Here is a 25,701-nt window from a genome sequence, read left to right as displayed (position 1 = left end):
TCCGGCTTTACTTTTTTGTTTTGCACAAATCAATCAACTCCGGGGTCCCTGGGGGGGGGCTTCCACACCTCGCCGGCGTCTACCCCCGCCTCCGTTGCCTAGGCTGGGGTCATGGGACGGGTGACGGTGCGCAGGTCGGTGGTCCGGGTGACCCCGGACGGGCGGCGCGAGCGGTCGGACGCGCTGGCCGCCGAGGAGCCGCTGGAGCTGCGGGTCGGCGGCCGGGCGCTGGCGGTCACCATGCGCACCCCCGGCCACGATGTCGAACTGGCGCACGGGTTCCTGCTCACCGAGGGCGTGATCGGCGACCGGGCGGACATCTCGATCGCGCGCTACTGCGATGGCGTCGACGACGCCGGGCGCAACACCTACAACGTGCTCGACATCGCGCTCGCCGACGGGGTGGCGCCGCCGGACACCGGGGTCGAGCGCAACTTCTACACCACCTCGTCGTGCGGGGTGTGCGGCAAGGCGGCGCTCGACGCGGTGCGGCTCAAGACCCGGTTCCCCCCGGCCGGAGACGGCGTGCGGGTGTCCGCTCGGGTGTTGGGGACGCTGCCGGCGGTGTTGCGGGAGCGGCAGAAGGTCTTCGCCAGCACGGGCGGTCTGCACGGCGCGGGCCTGTTCACCGCGGCGGGCGAGCCGCTGGTCGTGCGGGAGGACGTGGGCAGGCACAACGCGGTCGACAAGGTGGTCGGCTGGGCCGTGCAGGCGGGACTGGTGCCGCTGGCGGGCACCGTGCTGCTGGTGTCCGGGCGGGCGTCGTTCGAGCTGGTGCAGAAGGCGGCGATGGCCGGGATACCGGTGCTGGCGGCGGTGTCCGCGCCGTCGTCGCTGGCGGTGGAGCTGGCCGACGAGCAGGGCATCACCCTGGTCGGCTTCCTGCGCGGCGACACGATGAACCTCTACGCGGGCGCCGGGCGGGTCGAGTGAAGCCGCTCGACGGGATCGTGGTGGTCAGCCTGGAACAAGCCGTGGCCGTGCCGTACGCGACCCGGCTGCTGGCCGACCTGGGCGCCCGGGTGATCAAGATCGAGCGACCGGGCACGGGCGACTTCGCCCGGCAGTACGACACGTCGTGCGGCGAGGTGTCCAGCTACTTCGCGTGGACCAACGTCGGCAAGGAGTCGGTGGTCCTCGACCTCAAGCATCCCGACGGCGCGGCGGTTGTCGCCGAGCTGATAGCCCGTGCCGACGTCGTCCTGTGCAACCTGTCCCCCGGCGCGGCGCGCAGGCTCGGCTTCGATGCCGACAGCGTCCGGGCACGGCATCGCGGGCTGGTGGTGGCCGAGCTGTCGTCCTACGGCGACGGCGGCCCCTACAGCGACCGCAAGGCGTTCGACGCGCTGATCCAGTCCGAGACCGGGCTCGTCGCGGCCACCGGAGACGGCCCGGCGATGGCCCGCGCGGGGATTTCCGTGGCCGACATCGCCGCCGGGGTGCAGTTGCACGCGGCGGTGCTGGCCGCCCTGGTGCGCCGCGGCCGGACCGGCGAGGGCGCCACCCTGCGACTGACCCTGATGGAGGCGCTCGCCGAGTGGATGCACCAGCCCGCGCTGTATGCGCATGGCACCGGGCGCGCGCCCGAGCGGCACGGCGCCCACCACCCGACGATCGCGCCGTACGGCCCGTTCTGCTGCGCGGGCGGCGCCACGGTGCACCTTGCCGTGCAGAACGACGGCCAGTGGCGGCGGCTGTGCGGCGTGGTCGGGCGCCCGGAGCTGGCGGACGCCTTCCCCGCCGTGGCCGACCGGGTGACGCACCGGGCGGCGCTGCACGCCGAGCTGCAGCCGTACTTCGACACCGTGGACGCCGATGCGCTGCTCGCCGCGCTGGACGCCGCCGACGTGCCCGCCGCCCGCACCCGCGGCGTCGCCGAGCTGCCCGACCACCCGCAGCTCGCCGCCCGCGACCGCTGGTCGGCGGTACCGGTCCCTGGCGGAACGGTGCCGATGCTGCGCCCACCCGTCGACGCCGACTCGTGGACCTGGGACCCGGCCGCCGTCCCCGCGCTCGGCGAGCACACGACAGCCGTACTTGGCTGGCTGGGCTATCCCCCGGACAAGATCGATGATCTCCGCGCCCGCTCGGTCATCTGAACCGAGAAACATTCGACCGGGTAATCCCGATTGGGTGGTCAGGGGGCGTATGCCTGAGGTGTCCGGGGAGCATGGAGGGGGCCATGGGGGTCGGGGACAACGCGCTGGGCAGGCGCTCGCTGCTGGTCGCGGGCGCGGCCGGGCTGGCGACCGCGAGCATCGCCATCGGCGCGCACCCGGCACTCGACGTCCTGGCGGGCGCGACCGCCGCGGGCAGCGCGGGCCCCGAGTCCGTGGTGCGCACCGAACAGGTGTACTCGGCCGCGCGCGGGCGTGCGGTCGACCTGGTCACGGTCCTGCCCACCGAGCTGCCCGCGAAGAACCTGCCGATGTGCCTGTTCCTGCACGGCCTGCGCGGCAGCGCCCGGCACGCCACGCCCACCGGGCTCGCCCGGTCCCTGGTGGACGGTGTGGCGCGCGGCGAGCTGCCGCCGTTCGGTTTCGCCGCCGTCGACGGCGGCGACAACTACTGGCACGAGAACCACGTCGGCGACAACGCGATGGCCATGCTGCTCGACGAGGTGCCGCGCTGGCTGCGGGCCCGCGGCCTCGGCGACGCGGCCGGAACGCCGTTCGGCTGCGCGGGCGTGTCCATGGGCGGTTTCGGCGCGCTGCTCTACGCGCGGCGGCGCCACGAACTGCGCGCGCCGCTGTCGGCGGTGGCGGCGATCTCGCCGGGCCTGCTGCTGTCCTGGCGCGAGATGAGCACGCGGCGCGCGTTCAAGGACCACCAGGAGTGGGCCGCCCTCGACCCGCTGCGCAACGTCGACCAGCTGGGCAAGGTGCCGGTCGGCATCTGGTGCGGCACCGAGGACCACTTCATCGAGGGCACCCGCAGGTTCATCCGGCTCGCCGCCCCCGAACACGTCCACACCGCCCCCGGCGGCCACGGCGACGGCTTCTACCGCCGAATCGTGCCGGACGTGCTGGCGTTCCTGGGCAGACACGCCCCGGCGTAGCGGCGTGTGTCCTCAAGGGACAGGATGGGCCTGCCGCGACACTGACCCACGGAGCAACTCAGTGACTATTCACCGCATCGTGCCGAACCTCAACGTCGACAACGCGACCACCGGCCACGACTTCTACGAGAGTTCCTCGGTCTTCGCAAGCAGTTCGACATGGGCTGGGTCGCCAGCTTCCGATCACCGACGAACCCGAGCGTCCAGGTGAGCCTCGTCTCCGGCGACGCCACCGCACCTGCGCAGTCGTTGCTCACGGTCGCCGTGAGCGACGTCGACGCCGCCTACGCGCAGGCACAACGCCGCGGTTACGAGATCGTCCACCCACTCACCCGCGAGCCCTGGGGCCTTCGACGGTTCTTTGTCCGGGATCCGCACGGCATCGTGTTCAACATCGCCGGCCACACGGACTAGTCCGTCACCTGGCCATGATCATCTGCTCGGGCGCCTCAACCCGCCGCTCGTCGCTTCGAACGAGGGCTGGGCTGGGCTGGAATCTCCCGTCATCCACGGCTCCACTATGCCGTGCGGTCGACCGGCCAGTCCCGGTGCCGGTGGGCACCGGGATGTCCACTCCCGGGTGGTCAGCGCGTGCGGCGCAGGGTGTCGACCAGTTCGCCCACCTTGTGCGCCACCCGTTCGGCGTCGGCGGGGAAATAGGTGACGTTGGTGTCGCCGCGCTCTTCGGCGCGGGTGAGGCAGAGGTAGCGCCCGGCGTCGGTGTCCATCCAGGACAGTCCGGGCGCGCGGCGTTGTCCTTCGGCGACGACGAAGTACCCGGCGCCGAGACGAGGGCGGCGCAGGATGTCCTGGACGACCCGGAGTTGAACGTCGGCACTCGTGCGCGGAGCACGGACCACGCTGCGCACGGCGAACCCCTGGTCCGGGCTGGGCGGCGGCGAGCCGGGCTGGGTGATCGTCACCGACTGCCCGGGACCGGCATCGGCCGACGGCAACAGTTGCACCACACTGCGGATCAGCGCCTCGGGCCGGACCACCAGGAACCGCAGCCCGTGCTCGACGTGCATGACGAGCCCCGCGTTGCGGGCCGTCATCGATGCGCGGGCACACAGGCCGCCGCCCGAGTCGGAGTTGCCGACCACCGCGATCGCGATGTCGTGCTCGGCCAGCAGTCGCACCGCCGCTTCGACCTCGGGAACGAGATCACCGGATCGAGCGGGCCCGCGCCGGTGCAGGTCGTCGCGGACCGCCTGCGTGATCCGGGTCCGGTCGTCGAGGTAGGTGCCGAAACTGGGGATCTGGAAGGGAAACAGCCGACAGTCGAGCCGAAGTCCCTGGGCCAGGATGTCGATCGCAGCGAACGACAGGTCGAACGAAGTGATCATTGTCCGATGACCGGCGGCGCCGTGATCTCGTCGGTGCCGAAGATGCCCTCCGGGTCCGCCTCGACCAGGAAGGCCGGACGCTGGTGCTCGGAGTCCTCGCCGCCCTGACCTCGTCCGCCACCGCCACCCATACCGCCCCCGCTTGCCGCTCCACCGCGCCCGGCACCCGCAGCGCCACCCCCACGGCCACCCGAGGCCGCGTGGTCGGCGGCCACCGCGCCGACGCCGGACTTCGGCGCACCCGCTCCGAGCCCACCACTTCCAGGTCCGCCGGACCCGCCGCCCGGGCCGAACCCGCCACGGCCACCGCCGGGCCCGAACCCACCCGCTGAACCACCACGGCCGCCGGGGCCGAACCCCCCACCGGAACCGAGTCCGCGACCACCCCGCCGCCGGTCGTCGTCAGCGCCGCCCACGGGTCCGCCGATCGGCAAGCCGCCCGGCAGACCGGGATTCGGCGTGGCTTTCGGCGGCGGCAACTGGCCCGGCCTGCCTTGACCCCCGGTCGGCGGCTGAAAGCTCTGCGCGGTCACCGGCGCACTGTCCCGCGAACCCGGCCAGGCAGACGGCCGACCGAAAGGCTCGGACACCCCGATGGGCCCACCCGGTGGAACAGGAGGCACAACCGGCGGCGGCTGGGACGGAGGAGGTGGGGGCTGCGGCGGTGTCCCGCCACCGCCCATGGCGGGCGGTGCGGCGAACGCGGGCATCGTGCTGGCACCCGACATGCTCTGGTCATACCCCGAGGCGACCAGGGCGGCCTGGCCGTGCGCCTCCTGGCTGCGGGTGAAGGTCGCGTAATGCTCGTTGGCCTTTTCGGCGAACGCGAACGGATCGGAGGTAGACCGCAGGTCGGCGAGGGCGGCGTTCATGTCGAACGGCACCGGCTCGGGCATCGTGCGCGCGGTGGCCAGGGCGTCGGAGTGCAACTGCGCCTGTCGGCCCGCCAACTGCGCGCTGGATCCGGCGGTGCCGACGTAGGTGCCCACATCGGCCATGAACTTGCGGGCGGCGTCACCGTCCATACCGCGCCACTGGGACTCACTGTTCGAGATGGCGGAGCTGAACTGCTGCTGAAACCCGATCATCCAGTCGCCGACCCCCACCCAGGCGTCGCCGACTCTGCCGACCTCACCCGGATCGGCCTGCTCCATGACATTGCGCTTCAACTCGTCGTGCGGCACCGCGAGATAGTTCATCCCTGGAATCGTCGGCGCGTCGCGGACCTCGCCACCCTGCGCCAGGATGTGGGCGTCCGCAGCCATCTCGGCACGAGCCAGTTCGTTGACCCTGCCGTCGCGCACCATCTGCGCCATGAGCCTGCCGAAGAACCCGTCGCCGTACTGCTCCCGAAGCCGCTGGTCAACCTGCCGCTCCGCGTCGGCCCGCAACTCCCCCTGAGTCCGCACCGACCCCACCTGATCAACCCTCGGCCGCGCCACCATCACCGTCGCCCCCTCACGGCAGATTCCGCTCAACAGCCTGAGCCATCTTCATCGCGATCTCACACGACTCCGCATCCGTATTGCCGGACGCGGTTGCCGACACGATTGAGGTCGCGGTGATCTCCATCGTCACGGCACAAGTAATACCGAACATCGACTGCAACGCCTTGTGTCGACCCACCACTGGCACCGGTCGTGCGTCGGAATCGGTCGCGTCGACACTGTCCAGACCGAGGTCGTCAAAAATCGTCACACTGGTGGTGACATCTTTCTCACTGAACTGACACGCCCGCCGGTCGCCCTCGTCAATTTCCTTTGGTGTGCTCTTCAGGCCCAACTGGGCGCGATCCGCGTTGGTCAGGAACGAGCACGGCAGCACCCCTGCCAGCGGGCCTGTCCCGCTGGGTTTGGAACCGGCCGTCGCACCGCTGGACGAGGTGGTGGTTGGTCGCTGGCTCTTGGTGACGGTCTGCGACACACCCGACACTGGACCCGCCAGGCCAGGTGTTTGAGTAGAGCACCCAGCCATGGCCACCAACGAACCCAGCATCGCCGCAAACCATGCGGTTCTGAACCTCATCGAAACTCTCACTCCAGCCCACCCAACAGCTTGGTCATCGCCACTCTGTTCGCTTCCTCGGTCGCTTGGTAGTTGGCCATCGCCTGGCGGATGCCCTCCTCCGCCTGCGTCAACGACTCCCGCAATTCTCTGAACCGAGTGACGAACCCGTTCTCATCGGTGGCAACCTGCACCATGAACGGCGCCATTACCTCGCCACCCTTCAACCGCCCCAACGGCGGCGGCTGCGAGATGCGATAGAGGTTGTTCTCCTGCTCACGCATTTCAGCCCTGAAGCGGTCGAGGACGGCGAGGAGGGCTTGACCGCCGTCCGGGCTGACCTCCACCGCGCCTGACGACGCAGCGCTCGCGAAGTCGCGCATGCCATCGAACAGGGAACCGCCCACCGAACCGAACGGGTCCGGCGGCGCACTGCCCCCGTCGTCAACACTCATGCCCGTGACCTCCCCGCCACCGAACGTGCCCAGAAAACGGGGCCAGCACAACTACCGCCCGTGTCCGAGTTACGACGAAGGACCACCATCGCGAGTTCCGTCAGGCTCGATGACGATCTCCGGGAGCACGGCGGGCTGGTAGCGGGCAGCGGCGGCGAAGTGCTCGTCGGCAAGGGCACCTTCGCCACGGCCGAGTGCGCGGAGCGCTTCGGCGCGCAACGCCCACGCCATAACCCAATCCACCGCACCCTTCCCGCGCGCGTGCGGGAGCATGCGGTCCGCCACGGCGTCGGTGCTTCGGGCGATCTGCTCGCACATCGACCACAGCGTGGTCATCCGCGCCAACGCGGCGGCCCGCTGCTCCTCGCTGTCGAGCGAGTCAAGCCATTCGCGTTGGGTCGTGCTGGGCTGGAATCCCCCGTCGTCCATGGGGCCACTATGCCGTGCCGTCGACCGCCACTGACAGGACCGTCGGGCCGTTCGGGTGCACGCGCACGACGGTGACCCGGGCGCGTGGACCGGTGATCACGGCAAATTCACCGCACGCCGACACCCGCGCGACGTGCGGTGCGACACCGTGTTCGTCGGCGAGCGTCGAGAGCCAGGCCGCAGGCAGGGCGCGGGCACCCAGCACGCACAACACGTCGGCGCCGGGTGCGGGTTCAGTCATCGGCTGCCTGCTCACGCATGGTCGCGAGGGCCTTGGTGGTCGCGTCGACGAGGCATTGCAGGCCCTCCTGCGTGGCGACCATCTGGACGTCGTTGGCCCAGCCGCCGCCAATCGAGAACTCGGCCTCGCCGTGACAGACATTGACCTGGATCTCGCACTCCCGCTCGATCTTGACCCACGAACTGACGATGACCCCGTTGTTGGACACGATCACTACCTCCCGATAGATGCGCGCACTTTCGATTTGGCAAGGTTGCTACGATGAGTCCGCCAGGTGGCTCCAGGCGCATGTTCATCGTAAGGTGCTCGTCAAACACGGGCGCGCATATTTAGTTGGAATTCACCCGAAGGAGTTAACCTGTGGCAACGGGACAGCGGCGGACCGCCGACCGCATCCAGGTCGGCGCGACCCTCAAGCGGATGCGTGTCGAGTCAGGCGTGAGCCGCGAGCAGGCCGCCGACAAGGTCGGCTGCACCACCACGACCATCGGCAACATCGAGCAGGGCCGCACCAAGATCAGCCAAGGTGATCTGACTCTGCTGCTCGGGCTGTACGGGGTGCGCGAGGATCAGAGCGGCGACCTGATGGAGGTCAACCGCGAGGCACGTCGATCATTGAAGCGGGTCGCCAACAGCGCGGACATCCAGCCGCACCAACGCCGCGCAGCCGACCTGATCCGCGCCGCACACCGCATCCGGTTCTACAGCCCCGAAGTATTCCCCGGCCTGCTCCAGGAGGAGAACTACGCTCGCGCGATCATGGCCCCGACCGGACATGCGGACAACGTCGTGGAAACCCGCCTGCGCTTCCGTCTTGGCCTGAGCGACGTGCTCACCCGAGATGACCAGCCACCGCTCCAGTTCTGGGTGGTCATCGGGGAGGCTGCGCTCCGTAAGAACATCGGCGGCGGGAACGTCATGCGCAACCAACTTCGCCACGTGATCGAAATGTGCCAGGCCTACCCCAACGTGACGGTCCAGGTTCTTCCGTTCAACGCCCGTGAGCACTACCTCCTCGGCACAACGATGAGCATCTACACCTTCGACAAGATCATCCCGGAGATCGCCAGCGTCGACACCACGATCGGCGAACACTTCCTGGACCGGGACTCGGCCGTCACTGAGGCGATCACCAAGTTCGATGACCTTCGACTCAAGGCACTCGATCCGTTGACGAGCCTGGATATGATCGACAGCCTCAGCGGAAATCACTGAATCGAGTGACGCCATGCCCCTGCAGCCCAACACGTGGACCAAGTTCTCGGACAACGGCAACAACTGCGTGGAGGTCATGCTGACCGAGACCGAGGTGCTGGTCCGCAACTCCAACCGGCCCGACGCGGGTGCCGTGTCGTTCACCTTCGCCGAGTGGGACTCCCATACACAGGGCCACAAGCTCGGCCACTTCGACCTCCCCGCAGGCACGCTCTAGCCGACCGTGCCCACCGCCATCACGGAAGGGTGGCGTGGGCGGTCAGGCGGGTGTGGCGGTCGCGGACCCAGTCGAGGACGCTGGGCCAGGGGCCGTAGCCGGTGCGGGAGTCCAGGGCACCGCCCGCCGGGATGACGTCCAGGTCGATCTTCAGGTCGGCCGCCATGGTCACCGCCTCGCCGACAGGCAGGTAGGCGTCGTTCTCGCCGGTGACCAGTTGGGTCCAGCCCGCGGCCCGGCGGATGCCCGCGGCGTCGAGCGGGGCCGGGGTGAAGCCGTGGACGTCCGGGGAACGCCAGGCCGCGCCCGGCGGGGCGACGAGCAGGACCCGGTCGACGCGCAGCGCGGGGTCGGCGGGGACGCGGGCCGCGTGGTGCAGCCAGAGGGCCGCGCCGAGGGCGTGGGCGACGACGACCCGTTTGCCGGAGCGCGGGGCGGCCTCCAGGTGGTGGGTCAGCTCACCGAGCCACGCGTCCAGGGAGGGGCAGTCGGGATCGCTGAACACCGGGACGTCGATGGCGGCACCCGCGTCGGCCAGCTCGTGCGCGAGCCAGGACTGCCAGTGGCCGCGACCGGCACCGGTGTAGCCGTGCAGCAACAACACGTACGGCCAGGACTCCGCGTCGGTCACCGGCTCAGGCCGACTTCTCGCGGCGCTCCCGTCGCGTGGGTTGGCGGGACACGATGGTCGGGTTCACGTTCTCCCGGACCGTCAGCTCGGTGATGACGACCTTGGCGACGTCCGTGCGGCTCGGGATGTCGTACATCACCGACTGCAGGACCTCCTCCATGATCGCGCGGAGGCCGCGGGCACCGGTGCCGCGCAGGATCGCCTGGTCGGCGATCGCTTCGAGCGCGGTCTCGGTGAACTCCAGCTCGACGCCGTCCATCTCGAAGAGCTTCTGGTACTGCTTGACCAGCGCGTTGCGCGGCTCGGTCAAAATCTGCACCAGGGAGACCTTGTCGAGACTGGTCACGCTGGCAATCACCGGCAGCCGCCCGATGAACTCGGGGATCAGGCCGAACTTGATCAGGTCCTCGGGCATCGTGTCGCTGAAGAAGTCGGCGGCGTCGATGTCGGCCTTGGAGCGGATCTCCGCGCCGAAGCCGAGGCCACGCTTGCCGACCCGATCCTGGATGATCTTCTCCAGGCCCGCGAACGCGCCTGCCACGATGAACAGCACGTTCGTGGTGTCGATCTGGATGAACTCCTGGTGCGGGTGCTTGCGCCCGCCCTGCGGCGGCACGCTCGCGGTGGTGCCCTCCAGGATCTTGAGCAGCGCCTGCTGCACACCCTCGCCGGACACATCGCGGGTGATCGACGGGTTCTCACTCTTTCGGGCGATCTTGTCGACCTCGTCGATGTAGATGATGCCCGTCTCGGCGCGCTTGACGTCGTAGTCGGCGGCCTGGATCAGCTTGAGCAGGATGTTCTCGACATCCTCGCCGACGTAGCCCGCCTCGGTGAGCGCGGTGGCGTCGGCGATGGCGAACGGCACGTTGAGCAGCTTGGCCAGCGTCTGCGCGAGGTAGGTCTTGCCGCAGCCGGTGGGACCGAGCATGAGGATGTTCGACTTCGACAGCTCGACGGTCTCCTCGCGCGACTCCCGACCTTCCCGGCCCTCGGGACGGGCCCGGTCGCCTGCCTGGATGCGCTTGTAGTGGTTGTAGACCGCGACGGCCAGAGAACGCTTGGCGTCTTCCTGGCCGATGACGTACTGGTCGAGGAAGTCGTGGATCTCGGCAGGCTTGGGCAACTCGTCGAGTTTGACGTCGCCCGCCTCGGCGAGCTCCTCCTCGATGATCTCGTTGCAGAGGTCGATGCACTCGTCACAGATGTACACGCCGGGGCCGGCGATGAGCTTCTTCACCTGCTTCTGGCTCTTCCCGCAGAAAGAACACTTGAGCAGGTCTCCGCCGTCACCAATACGTGCCATGACCGCTGACCTCTGTCCCCTCCGGCGCCCTTGGGGGAAGTGCGCCTGGCTGTGTGGCCGGCCGCGCCCGGGAACCGATGTCCGCCGCGGTTCGTTTCCACGACGTACAACGGCCCGGTCGCGTCCGTTGTCCTCGACGGTACCTGCCTACCCCCGGTCAAGGGGAGAACCTGATGCCCGACGCGGCCGAATCCGTGCCCAAAAGCCTTAGTCCACCACCGTAGGCCGTCCGGCCCGCGGGTGTCGGCTGCTTTCGTGCGGAGTTCGGCGCGCCGGGTTCCGCGAGCTGCTACTTGGCCGAGAGCTTCCGGTAAGGCAGCACCTCGTCGATGATGCCGTACTCCTTGGCCTCCTCGGCGGTGAGGATCTTGTCGCGCTCGATGTCGGCGCGGACCTGGTCGACGTCGCGGCCGGTGTGCCGGGCCAGCGTGGTCTCCAGCAGCCGCCGGACCCGCTGGATCTCGTTGGCCTGGATCTCCAGGTCGGAGACCTGGCCGTAGACACCCTCGGTGGAGGGCTGGTGGATGAGCACCCGCACGTTGGGCAGCGCGAGCCGCTTGCCGGGCGTGCCCGCGGCGAGCAGCACCGCGGCGGCCGAGGCGGCCTGGCCCAGGCAGAACGTCTGGATGTCGGGCCGGACGTACTGCATGGTGTCGTAGATGGCCATCAGCGAGGTGAACGAGCCACCCGGCGAGTTGATGTACATCGTGATGTCGCGGTCGGGGTCGGTGGACTCCAGGTAGATCAACTGCGCCATCACGTCGTTGGCCGACGCGTCGTCGATCTGCACGCCGAGGAAGATGATCCGCTCCTCGAACAGCTTGTTGTACGGGTTGGACTCCTTGACCCCGTAGCTCGTGCGCTCGACGAAGGACGGCAGCACATAGCGGGACTGCGGGAGGTGACGTTCACTCACGGGAAGCTCCTGTTTCTGGCGCCGAGGCCGGTCAGTTGGTGTCGGGGGCCTGCGCGGCGCGGGTGACCACGTGGTCGACGAAGCCGTACTCCTTGGCCTCCTCGGCGGTGAACCAGCGGTCGCGGTCGGCGTCGGCGGTGACCTTCTCCACGGTCTGGCCGGTCTGCTCCGCGGTGAGCAGCGCCATCTCGTGCTTCCACTTGGCGTACACCTGCGCGCGGATGGCGATGTCGGACGCGGTGCCGCCGACGCCCGCCGACGGCTGGTGCATCATCACCCGGGCGTGCGGGAGCACGTAGCGCTTGCCCGGCATGCCGGAGGAGAGCAGGAACTGCCCCATCGAGGCCGCGAGACCCATCCCCCAGGTGGCCACGTCGGGCTCGATGAGCTGCATGGTGTCGTAGATCGCCATGCCCGCGGTGACCGAGCCGCCCGGCGAGTTGATGTAGAAGGTGATGTCGCGCTCGGGGTCTTCGGCCGCGAGCAGCAGAAGCTGCGCGGTGATGCGATTGGCGATGTCGTCGTCGACCTCGGAACCGAGGAAGACGATGCGCTCACGAAGCAGCCGCTCGTACACCGAGTCGTTCAAGTTGAGCCCCGCGGTGGCGGACCGCATCGAGGGCGAGAGGTGCTGCGTCACGTCTGCCTGCCTTCTCCCACGTCTGAAAGAACCTTCACGAACCAGTGATCTCGTAACCGACACTAACGAAGGCGGGCGGCGCCGACTTCCCGACACCGCCCACTTTCGCTCAGAGCGTCAAAGAGTGTGTGCCGACCTACTTGGCCGCGGTCTCCTCGACCGCGGTGTCGTCGGTCGCCTCAGTGGCCTCAGTGGCCTCAGTGGCCTCAGTGGCCTCAGTCGCCTCAGTGGCCTCGGCCACCGCGGGCTCGGCCTTGCCGAACAGCTCTTCGAGGTCGACCGCGTTGCCCGACGCGTCGGTCACGGCGGCCTTGCGGACCACCGAGGCCAACGCCTTGCCGCGGCGCACGTCGGCGAAGATGGCGCCGAGCTGGCCCGACTGCTGGGCGCGCTGGACGTACTCGTCCGGGCTCACGCCGAAGCGCTGGGCCTGGTAGATGATCCGCTCGGTCAGCTCGCCGTCGTTGACCTGCACCTGCTCGGACTCGGCGATCGAGTCGAGGATGAGCTGGGTTTTCACCGACTTCTCGGCGTCCGCGCGCAACTCGGCGTCGAAGTCCTCGCGGGTCTGGTCCTGGGTGGCCAGGAACTCGTTGAGCTTGTCCTGGTCGTGGTCGAACGAGTGCACCGCGTCGTGCTGGCGGGACTCGATCTCGGCCTCGACGATCTTCTCCGGCAGCGGGACCTCGACGGTCTCCAGCAGGACCTCAAGGACCTTGTCGCGGGCCTGGACGCCCTGCTGCATCTTCTTCACCCGGGTCAGCCGGGTGCGCAGGTCGGCCCGCAGCTCGTCGATGGTGTCGAACTCGCTGGCGAGCTGGGCGAAGTCGTCGTCCGGCTCGGGCAGCTCGCGCACCTTGACGGTCTGCACGGTGACGGTGACCTCGGCGTCCTTGCCCGCGTGGTCACCCGCGACCAGGGTGGTGGTGAACGTCGCGCTCTCCGTGGCGGAGGTGCCGATCAGCGCGTCGTCGATGCCCTCGATCAGCTCCTCGGAGCCGACCTCGTAGGACAGGCCCGCGGTCTTGGCCTCCTCGACGTCCACGCCGTCGACGGTGGCGGCCAGGTCGATGGAGACGAAGTCGCCGCTCTCGACCGGGCGGTCGGCGCCGGTCAGCGTGCCGAAGCGGGCCCGCAGCTCGTCGAGCTGCTCGGCTACCTCTTCGTCGGTCAACTCCAGGTCGTCCACGGTCACCGCGAACTCTTCGAAAGCGGGCACGGTGATGTCCGGGCGCACGTCGACCTCGGCGGTGAAGGCCAGGTGGTCGCCGTCTTCGAGCTTGGTGACCTCGATGTCGGGCTGGCCCAGGGTGCGGACCTCGCCCGCGGTGACCGCCTCCATGTACTTGGCCGGGATGGCCTCGTTGACCACCTCGTCGAGGATCGGCGCGCGGCCGATGCGGGACTCGATGACCCGGGCGGGCGCCTTGCCAGGGCGGAACCCCGGGATGCGGACCTGGCTGGCGAGCTTGCGGTATGCGCGGTCGAAGTTCGGCTTGAGCTCGTCGAACGGCACCTCGACGTTGATCCGTACCCGCGTCGGGCTCAGGTGCTCGACGGTGCTCTTCAACGTGATCTCCTCGTGCGACTGACAGGGACAAACCCGGGTGCGCCGACCGGCGCCCGGGATCGAAGCCCGAGTCTAGGCGAGCTTGCCCAGGTCGGGACCGGGCGGGGTGTGCTCGGGTGGCGCGGGCTCGTCCGGGTGACGGCGGGTGGGCCGAACCGGTGGGATCGGCGGCGCGGCCTTGCCCGGTGATCGGGTCGGCGGTAAGGAGAAAGGACGATCAACCTGGAGGTCGCGATGTCTCTCGATGTACCCACGGACCTGTTGGCCCGCGCCGAGCGCGGCCCGGTGGACGACGCGGAGTTCGTGGACTGCGTGCGGCGGTCGCTGCCTTACGCGTGGGACGTGATCTCGGCCCTGGCCACCGACCTCGACCGCAGCGCCGACGGCTTCGCCGACCACGAGGTACCCCCGCCGAGCGAGACAGAACGCGGCCAACTCCTGCGCGCCATGGCGTCGGACGCCATCCGCGGCGCCCTGGAACGCCACTTCGACCTAACCCTGGCCTTCCAGAACTGCCACCGGGTAGCCGCCTTCCACCCGTCCAAAGTAGACACCCCCCGCTACCGCGCATTCATCTCTCCCCGCGGCCAACTACTGAACCAATCCCCCCACCTCCGCGACTGCTGACGACCCAACTTCGCGTACACCACCCGAACGAACCACTGCTCGGTGAGCGCGCGCGCCGCTTGGTGGGCTCGTTGGGGGCGCTCAGAGATCGGTGGGCTCGCGGCTGGCGCTCAGAGATCAGCGGGCTGAGGAGTGGGAGGAAGCGAGGCAGGCCTGGAAATCGGTGGGGCTGGTTGGTGACCATCTCGCACCGTGGGCGACCACGCAATTGGTTACACACCTCGACGGCGCGAAGCGCCGAGCCCACGCTGGATCGCGACGTGCCGCAACGTGGGGGGTCCGGGGGGCTCGGCCCCCCGGGTATGGAACGAGCGCCCACGTTCGCGCCCTCCGCGAACATGCGTAGCCCAAAGCTCGTCGGGATGACAGGATTTGAACCTGCGACCCTTCGCTCCCAAAGCGAATGCGCTACCAAGCTGCGCCACATCCCGGGGTCTGCGCGATCAGCTTAGCGTGACCCGCTAGTCTGTTTCCCGTGCCGGGGTGGCCCGGCGCGCGCGGGCGTAGCTCAATGGTAGAGCCCTAGTCTTCCAAACTAGCTACGCGGGTTCGATTCCCGTCGCCCGCTCGGCAGCGGCCAGGTCCCGGACTTGGCCGCTTTTGTCCGCCCAAGGGGCACTTTAGTGGCGGTTTTTCCGACTGTACGGGCTCTCGGACGATGAATCACCGGTCCGGGTGGTGCGGGACACAGCCAGTTGGGTGAAAGTGTGAGGGTTCGGTGAACATCGCCCCAAAGGCCATGGTGTGTCGCGCACGGAGTCGGTAGGCAGGGACCATGTCGCAATCCGGCTACCACTTCGACCTGGACCCTTCTGTGGTCAACCGCACCGTCGTCGGCACGAGCACGCTCGTGGTGGACGACGCAGGCCTGCTGCTGATGCTGCGCCGCCGAGACGCCCGTGCGCTGGACACCTATCACCTTCCGGGTGGTCCCCAGTTCGCGGGCGAGAGCGCGTCGGGCGCGGCGAGTCGGGCTGCTGTGGAGTGCACGGGGGTGGCGGTCGAGATCATCGGGTTGGTCGGTGTCTACAGCGAACCGCAGACCCGCGCGCAGGAGTTGGCCGTCTGTTTCCGCGGCCGCCCGGTGAGCGGGGACCTGCGTACGGGCGACCCGGACCAGGAACCGGTCTGGGTCGAGCCGGAGCGGCTCGACGAGCTGAACGTGCCGCCTGCGACCCGGCTGTGCATCGCGCACGGGCTGACCAAGCACGGTGAGCCGTACTTCACGTGAGCCCTGGGTTTTTCCGGGCCTGTCTCAGCCGCCTGCGCGGCGGGCGTACTCGATCTCCAGCACGGGTCGGCCGTCGCCGTAGTCGCGTTCGCGGATGAGGCCGGTCTCGGTGAACCCGGCCGAGGTGTAGAACCGGCGGGCCCGGTTGGCGCCCGCGATCGTCCACAGCCGCAGCCTGCGGTAGGACTCGGTGACCGGCGAGTCCCAGACGCCGTCGAGCAGGGTCTGGGCTACGCCGGTGCCCCACACGCTGGGGTGGGCGTAGAGCGCGTGCAACTCACCGTCGTTGACGTTGTCGCGGTGGCGGCCGAAGCCCGCGAACGCCACCACCCGGGTGCCGCGCTGCGCCACGAGAACCGTGGATTTCGCGAACTCCGGGTCCGTCATCACCCGTGGCCACATGGCGCGGCGGCTTTCGGCGAATTGGGACAGCCACCGGCTCTCGAACAGATCTCGATAGGCCAGCCGCCAGGCCTCGGCGTGGATCTCACCGATTTCCGCCGCGTCGGCGAGCGTCGCCTCGCGGACCAGAACCGGGGCGTCCACCCTCACCGGAGGCGCTCCGGGTGCGCGGTGGGGAGCCACATGACACCCAGCGTATCCGGTGGGTCACCGACGCACCCGATGGAAATCCAGTGGCTAAACCGGGTCCAAGCGGCGTAAACACCGACTGTGGCCGAATACACCTTGCGCACGCTGACCGACGCGGACCTGCCCACGTTCTCCCGCCTGCTCGCCAACGCCTTTCTCGCCGACGACCAGATCGAGGACATCACGCACAAGGAATCGCTGGTGTTCGAACCGGCGCGCGCGCAGGGGGTTTACGCGGACGACCGGCTGGTCGGCACGGGCCAGGTCCTGAGCCGCGCGGTGTGCGTACCCGGCGGTGGACTGACCCCGTTCGGCGGGGTCACCTCGGTCGGCGTCGCGGGGGACCACCGCAGGCGCGGGGTGCTCACCCGGATCATGCGGGCGCAGTTGCACGGCATGCACGAGACGGGCGCGGAGCCGATCGCGGCGCTGTGGGCGTCGGAGGCGGCGATCTACGGCCGCTTCGGCTACGGGCTCGCCTCGGAGTACGTGCGCTACGACGTCACCGCCAGGACGCCGTTCCGGCCCGGTGTCGACCTCGGTCCGCACCCGGTTCGCGAGGTGCCGCACGCGGCGGCGCTGCCCGTCGTGCGCGCGCTCTACGACCGGTACGCGGCGAGCCGGGTCGGCGCCCTCGCCCGCGACGACGCGCACTGGGCGTACCACCTGCACGACGCCCCGGCCCGGCGCCAGGGCGCGTCGGCGTACCGGTTCGCGGTGCATCCCGACGGGTACGCGGTGTTCCGGGTCGCGCAGGGCTGGACCGACCGCGCGCCGGACGGCCGGGTGTCGGTGCGCGAGCTGGTGGCCACGAGCGCGCAGGGCCACGCCGCGCTGCTGCGGTACCTGCTCGACATCGACCTGATCGGCCACGTCGAGCACGACGGCGCCGTGGACGACCCGCTGACCCTGCTGCTGCAGACGCCGCGCTCCGCGCTGCGCACGGTGTTCGACGGCCTGTTCGTCCGGCTCGTCGACGTCGACCGGGCGCTGCCCGTGCGGACCTACTCGGCACCCGTCGACGCGGTGGTGGAGCTGGCGGACGAGTTCTGCCCGTGGAACGCGGGCCGGTGGCGGATCACCGTGAACGACAAGGGAACCGCCGCCGCCGTCCGCACGCGGGCCGACGCCGACCTGGCCACCAGCACGGCCGAGCTGGGCGCGGCGTTCCTCGGCGGCACCCGGCTCACGACGCTGGCCGCGGCGGGGCGGGTGCGCGAGCACACCCCGGGCTCGGTCGCCGCGTTGTCGGCGGCGTTCGTCGCCGAACGGGAACCCGCGTGCCTGGAAGTGTTCTAAGCATTACGGCTCAGCCGCCCGGGGAACCACGGCGGTGGCGTCCCTCGTTGTGCCGGTGAGACAGACCGGAACCAGGAGGTCGCCATGACCGGGACGATCGTGTTGATTGCGGTGATCCTCGCCGTGGTCGGACTCGGCCTGATGGTCGCCCGCAGCCGGGCCACGGCGCGGCAGCACCAGCTCGACGACGCCAAGGCCGACGCCCGGCGCTGGGTCGAGCGGCTCGGCGGGCAGGTGGTGAACCTGGTCGGCACCAACGAGGCCGCCAAGCAGGCGCTCGCCGACGCCGCCGAGCGCTACACGGCGGCGGGATCGCAGATGGAGCAGGCGCAGACCGCCGAGCAGAGCAGGTTGGTCACCAAGACCGCCCTGGAGGGCCTGTACTACGTCCGGGCTGCCCGCAGCGCGATGGCGCTCGACCCCGGCCCCGACCTGCCGGTCGACCCGGACGCGCAGCGCGCGGGCGCGGTGAACGAGGACCGGCGGGTCAGCGTGGAGGGCCGCGACTACGTGGCCTCGCCCCGTCCGGGCGACGACACCCCGCACTACTACCCCGGCGGGCGCGTGGCGGGGCGGTCGGTGCCGCAGGGCTGGTACAGCGAGCCGTGGTGGCGGCCCGCGCTGGTGGCGGGCGCGTGGGGCATGGGGTCGGTGCTGCTGTTCAGCGCGATGTTCACCGGGATGGCGGGGATCGGCTCGGCCGCGGCCTGGGAATCGGGCTACGACGCCGGACAGTCCGACGCAGGCGGCGATGCGGGCGGGGACGCCGGGGGCGACGCGGGCGGGGACCACGGGGGCGACTACGGCGGCGGAGACTTCGGCGGGAGCGACTTCGGCGGCGGGTTCGACTTCTGAGACTCCGGCTGGCAGGTCGGGCACCAGTAGAGGTTGCGGGCGGCCAGGACGTGGGCCACGATCGGCGTCCCGCACAGCAGACAGGGCTGTCCCGTCCGGCGGTAGACGTAGACCTCGCCGCCGTGGCGGTCCTGGCGCGGAGCGCGGCCGGTGGCCTCGGGCAGGTGTTCGGGGCGGACGGTGTCGATGCGGCCCCGGCGGACGCCGAGGCGCATGAGGTCCACCAGGTCCGTCCACACTTCCGTCCACAGTGGATGGTGGAGCGAGCGGCCGGGCGCCAGCGGGTGGATGCCGTGGCGGAACAGGACTTCCGCGCGGTAGACGTTGCCCACGCCGGCGAGGACGGCCTGGTCGAGCAGCAGCACCGCGATCGGCGTGCGGGAGCGGGAGATCCGCGACCAGACCCGCTCCGGGTCGGCGTCGCGGCGCAGCGGGTCGGGGCCGAGGCGGGTGCGCACGGCGGCCACCTCGGCGCCGGTCAGCACCTCGCACGCGGTGGGGCCGCGCAGGTCCGCCCAGTGTGTGGCGCCGACGAGGCGCATGCGGACCTGGCCGACCGGCGCGGGCGCGGGCAACTCCGCCTCGCTGAACGTGCCGTAGAGGCCGAGGTGGATGTGGACGACGGTGTCGGGGCCGTAGACGTGGAACAGGTGCTTGCCGTACGCCTCGGCGCGGCGCAGCACCTGTCCGTCCACAAGGGACGCTCCGGCGGCGAACCGGCCCTGGGGGCTGGACACCTCGACCGGCGCGCCGCCGAACCGGCGCTGGTGCGCTCGGGCGAGCCGGTGCAGCGTGTGACCCTCGGGCATCAGCTCAGCGGTTCGCCGGTGCGCTCGTAGGCGTCGATGAGCCCGATGCGGCGGGCGTGCCGCGGGTCGGTGGAGAACGGGGTGGCGAGGAACGCCTCGACGATCGCGGTCGCCTCCTCGGCGGTGTGCATCCGCGCCCCGACCCCGATCACCTGCGCGTCGTTGTGCTCACGGGAGAGCCGCGCGGTCTCCGCGCTCCACGCGAGCGCGGCGCGGCACCCCTTGACCTTGTTCGCCGCGATCTGCTCGCCGTTGCCGGACCCGCCGATCACGACCCCGAGGCTGCCCGGATCGGCGACGACCCGGCGCGCGGTCTCGATGCAGAACGGCGGATAGTCGTCCAGCGCGTCATAGGCCTGCGGCCCGACATCCACCACGTCATGCCCGACGGCGGCAAGCCGCTCGGCGAGGTGGGCCTTCAACTCGAAGCCCGCATGATCAGAACCCAGATAGACGCGCACGCGGGCAGTCTGCCGGCAGCACCGGGCGGCGATGCGGATGGTGGTGTAGAACCGGGCGGGTGAAGTGGATCGAACTGGCCGACGGCGTCTTCGCCCGGCGCTATGTCGAGCTTGATCAGACGCTTGGCCTGGTTGTCGGCGGACAGCGGTGTCTGGTGGTCGACACCGGCACCGACGAGGTGCACGGCGCCGAGTTCGCCGACGCCATCCGGGAGATCACCGCATTGCCGTGGACGGTCGTGATCACCCACGCGCACTGGGATCACTTCCTTGGCACCAGGCCGTTCCTGCCCGCACCGGTCTGGGCGCACCCGCGCTGCGGCGCCACCATGACCGCCGACGCGCACGAGCAGGTCGCGTCCTGGGCGGGGAAGTACGCGGACGCGGGCAAACCCGAACTCGCGGAACGGTTGCGACGGGCCGAACTGGTGCTGCCCGACCACGAGGTGGCCGATCGGGCCGAGGTGGACCTCGGCGGCCGCACGGTCGTGCTGGCGCACCTGGGCCGCGGACACACCGACCACGACGTGGTCGCGCACGTGCCCGACGCGGCGGTGGTGTTCGCGGGGGACCTGGTCGAGCAGGGGGCGCCGCCGTCGATCGGGTCCGACGCCCACCCGCTGGAGTGGCCCGCGACGCTGGACGCGGTGGTGGACCTGGGGGCGCGGACCGTCGTGCCCGGCCACGGCGGGCCGGTGGACGCCGGGTTCGTCCGCGGACAGCGGGCCGAACTGGCCGTGGTGGCGGGCCTGCTCGACGGCGTGCGCAGCGGCACGCTCACCGTCGAGGACGCGCTCGCGCGGTCGCCGTATCCGGCGGCGGCCACCCGGCCCGCACTGGAGCGCGCCCGGGTGGCCTGAAAACCTCAGCGCTGGATCGACTTGACCTCGGTGAACTCGTCCAGGCCGAAGCGGCCGAGTTCGCGGCCGTTGCCGGACTGCTTGTAGCCGCCGAACGGGGCTACCGGGTTGAACGCGCCGCCGTTGACGTCGACCTGGCCGGTGCGCAGCCGCTTGGCCACGGCCAGCGCGCGGTCGGCGTCGGCGGAGAACACCGCGCCCGCGAGGCCGTAGACGGTGGAGTTGGCGATCGCGACGGCCTCGTCCTCGTCGGCGTAGGGCAGGATCGACAGCACCGGGCCGAAAATCTCCTCCTGCGCGATGCGCATGTCCCCGCGCACGTTCGCGAACACCGTGGGCGGCACGTAGGCGCCGCGCTCGGGCAGGCCGTCGGTGGTGCCGCCGTAGGCCAGCGTCGCGCCCTCGTCCACGCCGACCCGGATGTAGTCGAGCACCCGGTCGCGCTGGGCGAGCGAGGACATCGGGCCGATCCGCGTGGTCTCGGCGAGCGGGTCGCCGACGGTGTACTTGGCGGCGGCGGCCGCGGCCAGCTCGACGGCCTGGTCGTGCAGCGCGGCGGGCACCAGCATCCGGGTCCACGCGGTGCAGGTCTGGCCGCCGTTGATGTAGGTGTTGGCGACGCCGACCTTCACCGCGCGGGCGAGGTCGGCGTCGTCGAGCACCACGTTGGCGGACTTGCCGCCCAGTTCCAGCGCGACCCGCTTGACCGTCTCGGCGGCCACCGCGGACACCCGCTTGCCCGCCGCGGTCGACCCCGTGAACGACACCATGTCGATGTCCGGGTGCGCGGCGATAGCCTCGCCGACGACCGGGCCGACGCCGTGCACGAGGTTCACCACGCCGTCGGGGATGCCCGCCTCGGCGAGGATCTCCAGGAACAGGTTGGCGTTGAGCGGCGCGATCTCGCTGGGCTTGAGCACCACGGTGTTGCCCGCGGCGAGCGCTGGGGCGACCTTGGCGACGATCTGGTGCAGCGGGTAGTTCCACGGCGTGATGGCGCCGACGACGCCGATCGGCTCGCGCAGCACGAGCGAGTTGCCGATCTCCTCGCTGAACGCGTAGCCGTGCTCGATCAGGTCGGCGATGCCCGCCGACGTCATGGCGGGCAGGCTCGCCTGGACCTTGGTGGCGAAGCCGATCGGCGAGCCCATCTCGGCGCTGATCGTGGCCGCCAGCTCACCGCGGCGGGCGGCCAGACCAGCGGAGATCCGGCGCACGGCGGCGCCGCGCTCGGCCGGGTCGACGGCAGACCACGCGGCGAACGCCGAGCGCGCGGCGGCGACGGCGGCGTCCACGTCGGCGGGCGTCCCGGCGGGCACCGAGGCGATGACCTCCTCGGTGGCCGGGTTGACCACGTCGATCCGGTCGCCCGCGGCGTCGATGAGCCGTCCCCCGACGACGTGACCGGTGCGGGTGGTGACGGGCGCAGCCATGGATCCTCCAAGCCGATATGACACCTGAGCGCTAGGGCGCTGCCAGCGTGTCACATCCCGCGCGGGCGGCGCACGACGACGACTCAGTCGAACTTGAGCTCGCCCGTGCGGGTGCGCTTGAGCTCGAAGAAGTCCGGGTAGCTCGCGAGCAGCCGGGCGCCGTCGAACATGTTCACCGCGTCGTCGCCGCGCGGGATCGAGGTGAGCACCGGGCCGAAGAACGCGACGCCGTCGATGTGGATGGTGGGCGTGCCCACCTCCGCGCCGACCGGGTCCATGCCCTCGTGGTGCATCTTGCGCAGGGCCTCGTCGTAGTCGGTGCTGTGCGCGGCAGCCGCCAACTCGGCGGGCAGGCCGACCTCGGCCAGCGCCCCGCTGATCACGGTGTCGTAGTCCTCGCCGCCCTCGTTGTGGATGCGGGTGCCGAGCGCGGAGTAGAGCTCGCGCAGCACCTCTTCGCCGTGCGCCTGCGCGGCGGCGATGGCCACCCGGACCGGGCCCCAGCCCTTCTCCATCAGCTCCTGGTATTCCGGGGGCAGGTCCCGGCCCTCGTTGAGCACGGCCAGGCTCATCACCCGGAACCGCAACTCGATGTCGCGGTGCCGCTCGACCTCCAGGATCCAGCGCGAGCTGATCCAGGCGAACGGACACAGCGGATCGAAGTAGAAGTCGACCTTCGGCCTGGTCGCGGGCTCCTGCACAGCAGTCATGAAACGTCTCTCCAGAGTCGCATTGTCACCGCACGCGGCGGGCGTGGTCCGCCCCACATCGGGCAACACCGACGATGCGGGAAACCTTCCCGTGCCCTCCTGGACACCTCGGGGGCCCGGGGCGTGATTGGATGCGATTGTCAGTTCCGCAATTCGCAGAGGTCGACCCGACCTACCACCGACAAGTCCGCCGAGGTGTTCTGTGGCCGCCCCCAACCTGACCCGAGACCACGCCCAACAGCGGGCCGCGCTGCTGGAGGTGGAGTCGTACTCCATCGAGCTGGACCTCACCGACGGCCTCGGCAGGCCAGGCGAAGCGACCTTCGCCTCCCGCACCACGGTGGCGTTCACCAGCCGCGAGGTCGGCGCGTCGACGTTCATCGACCTGATCGCCGCCACGGTGGAATCGGCCGAGCTGAACGGCGTGCCGCTGGACGTCTCGGGCTACGCGGCCGAGGACGGCCTCGCGCTGCCGAACCTCGCCGAGCACAACACGCTGACCGTGGTCGCGATGTGCTCGTACATGAACAGCGGCGAGGGCGTGCACCGCTTCGTCGACCCGGTGGACAAGGGTGTCTACCTCTACACCCAGTTCGAGACCGCGGACGCCAAGCGGATGTTCGCCTGCTTCGACCAGCCCGACCTCAAGTCGGTCTACACCATCGCGGTCACCGCGCCGACGAGCTGGAAGGTGATCTCGAACGCGGCCGCCGAGTCGGTCGCCGCGGTCGATGGCGGCGCGGAAGGCGCGGTGCGCCACCAGTTCGAGACGACCAAGCCGATCTCGACCTACCTGGTCGCCATGGTCGCGGGCCCGTACGCCGAGTGGCGCGACGAGTACACCGACGGCGAGGTCACCATCCCGCTGGGCATCTACTGCCGCGCCTCGCTGGCCGAGCACATGGACGCCGCGCGGCTGTTCACCGAGTCCAAGCAGGGCTTCGAGTTCTTCCACCGCAACTTCGGCGTGGCCTACCCGTTCGGCAAGTACGACCAGTGCTTCGTGCCGGAGTTCAACGCGGGCGCGATGGAGAACGCGGGCTGCGTGACCTTCCTGGAGGACTACGTCTTCCGCAGCCGGGTCACCCGCTACGCCTACGAGCGGCGCTGCGAGACGGTGCTGCACGAGATGGCGCACATGTGGTTCGGCGACCTGGTCACCATGCGCTGGTGGGACGACCTGTGGCTCAACGAGTCGTTCGCGACCTGGGCGAGCGTGCTGGCGCAGGCCACGGCCACCGAGTACGAGCACGCGTGGACCAGCTTCGCCAACATCGAGAAGTCCTGGGCCTACCGGCAGGACCAGCTCCCCTCGACGCACCCGGTCGCCGCGGACATCCCGGACGTGCAGGCGGTCGAGGTCAACTTCGACGGCATCACCTACGCCAAGGGCGCGAGCGTGCTCAAGCAGCTCGTGGCCTATGTCGGGCTGGACAACTTCCTGTCCGGGCTGCGGGTGTACTTCGACAAGCACGCCTGGGGCAACGCGACGCTGGCCGACCTGCTGGCCGCGCTGGAGGAGGCGTCCGGCCGCGACCTGTCGTGGTGGAGCGCGCAGTGGCTGGAGACCACCGGGCTCAACTCGCTGCGGCCGCGGTTCGACGTCGACGCCGACGGCCGGTTCACCGGGTTCGCGGTGCTGCAGGGCGGCGCCAAGCCCGGCCGGGGCGAGCTGCGCACGCACCGGGTGGCGATCGGGGTCTACGACGACGTGAACGGCAGGCTGGTCCGCACCCACCGGGTGGAGGTCGACGTCGACGGCGAGCGCACCGACGTGCCGGAGCTGGTCGGCGTGGCCTGCGGCAAGCTGGTGCTGGTCAACGACGACGACCTGACCTACTGCACCATGCGGCTCGACCCGGACTCGCTGACCACGCTGATCGACCGGATCGGCGACATCACCGAGCCGCTGCCGCGCACCCTGTGCTGGTCGGCGGCCTGGGAGATGACCCGCGAGGCCGAGCTGAAGGCCCGCGACTTCGTCACCCTGGTCAGCCACGGCCTGGCCGCGGAGACCGAGGTCGGCGTGGTGCAGCGGCTGCTGCTGCAGGCGCAGACCGCGATCAACTCCTACGCCGACCCGGCGTGGGCGCCGCGGGGCTGGGCCGCGTTCACCGACCGCGTCCTGGCGCTGGCCACGTCGGCGGAGCCGGGCTCGGACCACCAGCTCGCCTATGTGAACTCGCTCGCGGGCTCCGTGCTCGACGAGCCGAAGCTGGCCGTCCTGCGCGGCTGGCTCGACGGGTCGGCGCCGCTGCCGGGCCTCGGTGTCGACACCGACCTGCGCTGGCGGCTGCTGCACGCGCTGGTCGCGCACGGCGCCGCGGGTGCGGCCGAGATCGACGCGGAACTCAAGCGGGACTCGACGGCGGCGGGCAACCGGCAGGCCGAGCGGTCCCGCGCGCTGCGGCCCACCGCCGAGGCCAAGGCCGAGGCGTGGCGCCGCGCCGTGCACGACGACGAGCTGCCCAACGCGGTGAACGAGGCCATCATCACCGGCTTCTCCCACCCGTCGCAGCGCGAGCTGCTGGCCCCGTACGCGGCCGACTACTTCGCCGACGTGGCGGGCGTGTGGTCGCGCCGGTCGAGTGAGCGGGCGCAATCGGTGGCGCTGGGCCTGTTCCCGGCGTGGGCGGTCGCCCGGTCCACTGTGGACGCGAGCGACGGCTGGCTGGCGGGCGAGCACCCGCCCGCCCTGCACCGGCTGGTCTCGGAGGGCCGGGCGGGCATCGTCCGCGCCCTGGCCGCCCGCGAGTTCGACGGCTCCTGACGAGCATGGCGAAGGCCCGGACCTCGT

General features: G+C 70.4%; 29 protein-coding genes and 2 tRNA genes. 13 read left to right on the top strand and 18 right to left on the bottom strand.

Going from position 1 to position 25,701, the window contains the following annotated elements; translation table 11 throughout:
* The first annotated feature begins 111 nt into the window (after nucleotides 1-111).
* The 4 genes from fdhD to ACT4N7_RS05360 all read left to right on the top strand — a co-directional run bounded on the left by fdhD (nucleotide 112) and on the right by ACT4N7_RS05360 (nucleotide 3,472).
* The gene (fdhD, locus tag ACT4N7_RS05375) at nucleotides 112-933 is read left to right on the top strand and encodes a formate dehydrogenase accessory sulfurtransferase FdhD (protein WP_444827457.1); all 822 of its coding nucleotides are present in this window, start codon (nucleotides 112-114) and stop codon (nucleotides 931-933) included.
* A complete protein-coding gene (locus ACT4N7_RS05370) occupies nucleotides 930-2,099 on the top strand; it encodes a CaiB/BaiF CoA transferase family protein (RefSeq protein ID WP_444827456.1) in 1,170 nt (389 codons plus the stop codon). The genes fdhD and ACT4N7_RS05370 overlap by 4 nt, the downstream gene beginning before the upstream one ends.
* A gap of 83 nt (nucleotides 2,100-2,182) precedes the next feature.
* Complete coding sequence (locus ACT4N7_RS05365) at nucleotides 2,183-3,058, top strand: alpha/beta hydrolase (protein WP_444827455.1); 876 nt, start codon at nucleotides 2,183-2,185, stop codon at nucleotides 3,056-3,058.
* Nucleotides 3,059-3,217: 159 nt separating this feature from the next.
* Complete coding sequence (locus ACT4N7_RS05360) at nucleotides 3,218-3,472, top strand: VOC family protein (RefSeq protein WP_444827454.1); 255 nt, start codon at nucleotides 3,218-3,220, stop codon at nucleotides 3,470-3,472.
* A 170-nt stretch (nucleotides 3,473-3,642) separates the two neighbouring features.
* Here ACT4N7_RS05360 and ACT4N7_RS05355 read toward each other — a convergent pair whose 3' ends face one another.
* The 7 genes from ACT4N7_RS05355 to ACT4N7_RS05325 form a co-directional block, all read right to left on the bottom strand.
* Nucleotides 3,643-4,404 (bottom strand): ESX secretion-associated protein EspG, encoded by a 762-nt coding sequence (locus ACT4N7_RS05355; protein ID WP_444827453.1) that lies wholly within the window; start codon nucleotides 4,402-4,404, stop codon nucleotides 3,643-3,645.
* Nucleotides 4,401-5,813: a hypothetical protein gene (locus tag ACT4N7_RS05350; protein WP_444827452.1), complete on the bottom strand. Its 1,413-nt coding sequence runs from the start codon at nucleotides 5,811-5,813 to the stop codon at nucleotides 4,401-4,403. The genes ACT4N7_RS05355 and ACT4N7_RS05350 overlap by 4 nt, the downstream gene beginning before the upstream one ends.
* A gap of 49 nt (nucleotides 5,814-5,862) precedes the next feature.
* Entirely contained in the window at nucleotides 5,863-6,378 is a 516-nt protein-coding gene (locus ACT4N7_RS05345; protein ID WP_444827459.1) for a DUF3558 family protein, read from the bottom strand.
* A gap of 59 nt (nucleotides 6,379-6,437) precedes the next feature.
* Nucleotides 6,438-6,863, bottom strand: a complete 426-nt coding sequence (locus tag ACT4N7_RS05340) for a hypothetical protein (protein ID WP_444827451.1) — start codon at nucleotides 6,861-6,863, stop codon at nucleotides 6,438-6,440.
* Nucleotides 6,864-6,932: 69 nt separating this feature from the next.
* Nucleotides 6,933-7,292 carry a hypothetical protein gene (locus tag ACT4N7_RS05335; protein WP_444827450.1) on the bottom strand — a complete coding sequence of 120 codons (360 nt, stop codon included), beginning with the start codon at nucleotides 7,290-7,292 and terminating at the stop codon, nucleotides 6,933-6,935.
* 7 nt (nucleotides 7,293-7,299) lie between these two features.
* A complete protein-coding gene (locus ACT4N7_RS05330) occupies nucleotides 7,300-7,533 on the bottom strand; it encodes a hypothetical protein (protein ID WP_444827449.1) in 234 nt (77 codons plus the stop codon).
* Nucleotides 7,526-7,741: a hypothetical protein gene (locus ACT4N7_RS05325; protein ID WP_444827448.1), complete on the bottom strand. Its 216-nt coding sequence runs from the start codon at nucleotides 7,739-7,741 to the stop codon at nucleotides 7,526-7,528. Before ACT4N7_RS05325 ends, ACT4N7_RS05330 begins: the two co-directional genes overlap by 8 nt.
* A 152-nt stretch (nucleotides 7,742-7,893) precedes the next feature.
* Here ACT4N7_RS05325 and ACT4N7_RS05320 point away from each other — a divergent pair, with 152 nt between their 5' ends.
* Together ACT4N7_RS05320 and ACT4N7_RS05315 are read left to right on the top strand one after the other, a co-directional pair.
* Nucleotides 7,894-8,748 (top strand): helix-turn-helix domain-containing protein, encoded by an 855-nt coding sequence (locus ACT4N7_RS05320; protein ID WP_444827447.1) that lies wholly within the window; start codon nucleotides 7,894-7,896, stop codon nucleotides 8,746-8,748.
* 13 nt (nucleotides 8,749-8,761) lie between these two features.
* Nucleotides 8,762-8,965, top strand: a complete 204-nt coding sequence (locus ACT4N7_RS05315) for a DUF397 domain-containing protein (RefSeq protein ID WP_444827446.1) — start codon at nucleotides 8,762-8,764, stop codon at nucleotides 8,963-8,965.
* 19 nt (nucleotides 8,966-8,984) lie between these two features.
* On the opposite strand, the gene ACT4N7_RS05310 is transcribed toward ACT4N7_RS05315, so the two are convergent.
* The 5 genes from ACT4N7_RS05310 to tig form a co-directional block, all read right to left on the bottom strand.
* A complete protein-coding gene (locus tag ACT4N7_RS05310; protein ID WP_444827445.1) occupies nucleotides 8,985-9,596 on the bottom strand; it encodes an RBBP9/YdeN family alpha/beta hydrolase in 612 nt (203 codons plus the stop codon).
* Between the two features lie 4 nt (nucleotides 9,597-9,600).
* Nucleotides 9,601-10,902 (bottom strand): ATP-dependent Clp protease ATP-binding subunit ClpX, encoded by a 1,302-nt coding sequence (clpX, locus tag ACT4N7_RS05305; RefSeq protein WP_444827444.1) that lies wholly within the window; start codon nucleotides 10,900-10,902, stop codon nucleotides 9,601-9,603.
* Between the two features lie 289 nt (nucleotides 10,903-11,191).
* On the bottom strand, nucleotides 11,192-11,818 hold the full coding sequence (locus ACT4N7_RS05300) for an ATP-dependent Clp protease proteolytic subunit (protein WP_444827443.1): 627 nt from the start codon (nucleotides 11,816-11,818) through the stop codon (nucleotides 11,192-11,194).
* A 31-nt stretch (nucleotides 11,819-11,849) separates the two neighbouring features.
* The gene (locus tag ACT4N7_RS05295) at nucleotides 11,850-12,458 is read right to left on the bottom strand and encodes an ATP-dependent Clp protease proteolytic subunit (protein WP_444827442.1); all 609 of its coding nucleotides are present in this window, start codon (nucleotides 12,456-12,458) and stop codon (nucleotides 11,850-11,852) included.
* 136 nt (nucleotides 12,459-12,594) lie between these two features.
* Complete coding sequence (gene tig / locus ACT4N7_RS05290) at nucleotides 12,595-14,028, bottom strand: trigger factor (RefSeq protein WP_444827441.1); 1,434 nt, start codon at nucleotides 14,026-14,028, stop codon at nucleotides 12,595-12,597.
* Nucleotides 14,029-14,262: 234 nt separating this feature from the next.
* Between tig and ACT4N7_RS05285 the strand changes: the two genes are divergently transcribed.
* Nucleotides 14,263-14,655, top strand: a complete 393-nt coding sequence (locus ACT4N7_RS05285) for an SCO5389 family protein (protein WP_444827440.1) — start codon at nucleotides 14,263-14,265, stop codon at nucleotides 14,653-14,655.
* Between the two features lie 357 nt (nucleotides 14,656-15,012).
* Here ACT4N7_RS05285 and ACT4N7_RS05280 read toward each other — a convergent pair.
* Nucleotides 15,013-15,086, bottom strand: a tRNA-Pro gene (locus ACT4N7_RS05280).
* Between the two features lie 66 nt (nucleotides 15,087-15,152).
* On the opposite strand from ACT4N7_RS05280, the gene ACT4N7_RS05275 reads away from it, so the two are divergent.
* Both ACT4N7_RS05275 and ACT4N7_RS05270 read left to right on the top strand, forming a co-directional pair.
* Nucleotides 15,153-15,223 (top strand) — tRNA-Gly (locus ACT4N7_RS05275).
* A 207-nt stretch (nucleotides 15,224-15,430) separates the two neighbouring features.
* Nucleotides 15,431-15,886: an NUDIX hydrolase gene (locus ACT4N7_RS05270; RefSeq protein ID WP_444827439.1), complete on the top strand. Its 456-nt coding sequence runs from the start codon at nucleotides 15,431-15,433 to the stop codon at nucleotides 15,884-15,886.
* Nucleotides 15,887-15,910: 24 nt separating this feature from the next.
* On the opposite strand, the gene ACT4N7_RS05265 is transcribed toward ACT4N7_RS05270, so the two are convergent.
* Nucleotides 15,911-16,438, bottom strand: coding sequence for a GNAT family N-acetyltransferase (locus ACT4N7_RS05265; protein WP_444827438.1), 528 nt, complete (start codon nucleotides 16,436-16,438; stop codon nucleotides 15,911-15,913).
* 120 nt (nucleotides 16,439-16,558) lie between these two features.
* Here ACT4N7_RS05265 and ACT4N7_RS05260 point away from each other — a divergent pair, with 120 nt between their 5' ends.
* Together ACT4N7_RS05260 and ACT4N7_RS05255 are read left to right on the top strand one after the other, a co-directional pair.
* On the top strand, nucleotides 16,559-17,776 hold the full coding sequence (locus ACT4N7_RS05260; protein ID WP_444827437.1) for a GNAT family N-acetyltransferase: 1,218 nt from the start codon (nucleotides 16,559-16,561) through the stop codon (nucleotides 17,774-17,776).
* An 84-nt stretch (nucleotides 17,777-17,860) separates the two neighbouring features.
* Nucleotides 17,861-18,631, top strand: coding sequence for a hypothetical protein (locus ACT4N7_RS05255; protein ID WP_444827436.1), 771 nt, complete (start codon nucleotides 17,861-17,863; stop codon nucleotides 18,629-18,631).
* Here ACT4N7_RS05255 and ACT4N7_RS05250 read toward each other — a convergent pair.
* Both ACT4N7_RS05250 and ACT4N7_RS05245 read right to left on the bottom strand, forming a co-directional pair.
* A complete protein-coding gene (locus tag ACT4N7_RS05250) occupies nucleotides 18,577-19,440 on the bottom strand; it encodes an Fpg/Nei family DNA glycosylase (protein ID WP_444827435.1) in 864 nt (287 codons plus the stop codon). The genes ACT4N7_RS05255 and ACT4N7_RS05250 overlap by 55 nt on opposite strands.
* Nucleotides 19,440-19,901 carry a ribose-5-phosphate isomerase gene (locus ACT4N7_RS05245; protein WP_444827434.1) on the bottom strand — a complete coding sequence of 154 codons (462 nt, stop codon included), beginning with the start codon at nucleotides 19,899-19,901 and terminating at the stop codon, nucleotides 19,440-19,442. The genes ACT4N7_RS05250 and ACT4N7_RS05245 overlap by 1 nt, the downstream gene beginning before the upstream one ends.
* A 59-nt stretch (nucleotides 19,902-19,960) precedes the next feature.
* On the opposite strand from ACT4N7_RS05245, the gene ACT4N7_RS05240 reads away from it, so the two are divergent.
* Nucleotides 19,961-20,761 (top strand): MBL fold metallo-hydrolase, encoded by an 801-nt coding sequence (locus tag ACT4N7_RS05240; protein ID WP_444827433.1) that lies wholly within the window; start codon nucleotides 19,961-19,963, stop codon nucleotides 20,759-20,761.
* A gap of 5 nt (nucleotides 20,762-20,766) precedes the next feature.
* Here ACT4N7_RS05240 and ACT4N7_RS05235 read toward each other — a convergent pair whose 3' ends face one another.
* Both ACT4N7_RS05235 and ACT4N7_RS05230 read right to left on the bottom strand, forming a co-directional pair.
* Nucleotides 20,767-22,194 carry an aldehyde dehydrogenase family protein gene (locus ACT4N7_RS05235; RefSeq protein WP_444827432.1) on the bottom strand — a complete coding sequence of 476 codons (1,428 nt, stop codon included), beginning with the start codon at nucleotides 22,192-22,194 and terminating at the stop codon, nucleotides 20,767-20,769.
* Between the two features lie 83 nt (nucleotides 22,195-22,277).
* Entirely contained in the window at nucleotides 22,278-22,904 is a 627-nt protein-coding gene (locus tag ACT4N7_RS05230) for a mycothiol-dependent nitroreductase Rv2466c family protein (RefSeq protein ID WP_444827431.1), read from the bottom strand.
* A 202-nt stretch (nucleotides 22,905-23,106) separates the two neighbouring features.
* On the opposite strand from ACT4N7_RS05230, the gene pepN reads away from it, so the two are divergent.
* On the top strand, nucleotides 23,107-25,674 hold the full coding sequence (gene pepN, locus ACT4N7_RS05225) for an aminopeptidase N (protein WP_444827430.1): 2,568 nt from the start codon (nucleotides 23,107-23,109) through the stop codon (nucleotides 25,672-25,674).
* Nucleotides 25,675-25,701: the final 27 nt, after the last annotated feature.

The sequence above is a fragment of the Actinokineospora sp. genome (genome assembly GCF_052390155.1).
In the GTDB taxonomy this organism is placed as follows: Bacteria; Actinomycetota; Actinomycetes; order Mycobacteriales; family Pseudonocardiaceae; genus Actinokineospora.
Note: the sequence above shows the minus strand (reverse complement) of the source record. Positions and strands in the feature narration are given on the sequence as shown.